The 248-nt window shown below is 41.9% G+C and carries 1 protein-coding gene; it reads left to right on the top strand.

The window, feature by feature from the left end:
- A partial coding sequence (locus BHE89_RS02580; RefSeq protein WP_286145833.1) for a type VI secretion IcmF C-terminal domain-containing protein occupies positions 1 to 248 on the top strand: 248 nt, incomplete at both ends.

Raw genomic sequence — 248 nt, 5'->3', positions numbered from 1 at the left:
GCATCACTGAGCTGGATAACCACAAACACAGGCACGCGTATTTATGGTGATTATCGTGGCGTCTGGGGCATTATTCGTTTACTGGAAGATGCCCAAATTACACCTTATGCAGGGAGTACCAGCAGTTATTCTGTTAGTTGGAAAACCTTAAACGGACAATCACTAAATTACACCTTAAGAACTGAAATGGGTGAAGGTCCTATCGCTCTCTTGCAACTACGCAATTTTGTTTTACCAGAAAAGATCTT

The sequence above is a fragment of the Shigella sp. FC1967 genome (assembly GCF_001743005.1).
Classification (GTDB): Bacteria; Pseudomonadota; Gammaproteobacteria; order Enterobacterales; family Enterobacteriaceae; genus Proteus.
The sequence above is the reverse complement of the archived record's forward strand: the minus strand, read 5'-3'. Positions and strand labels throughout refer to the sequence as shown.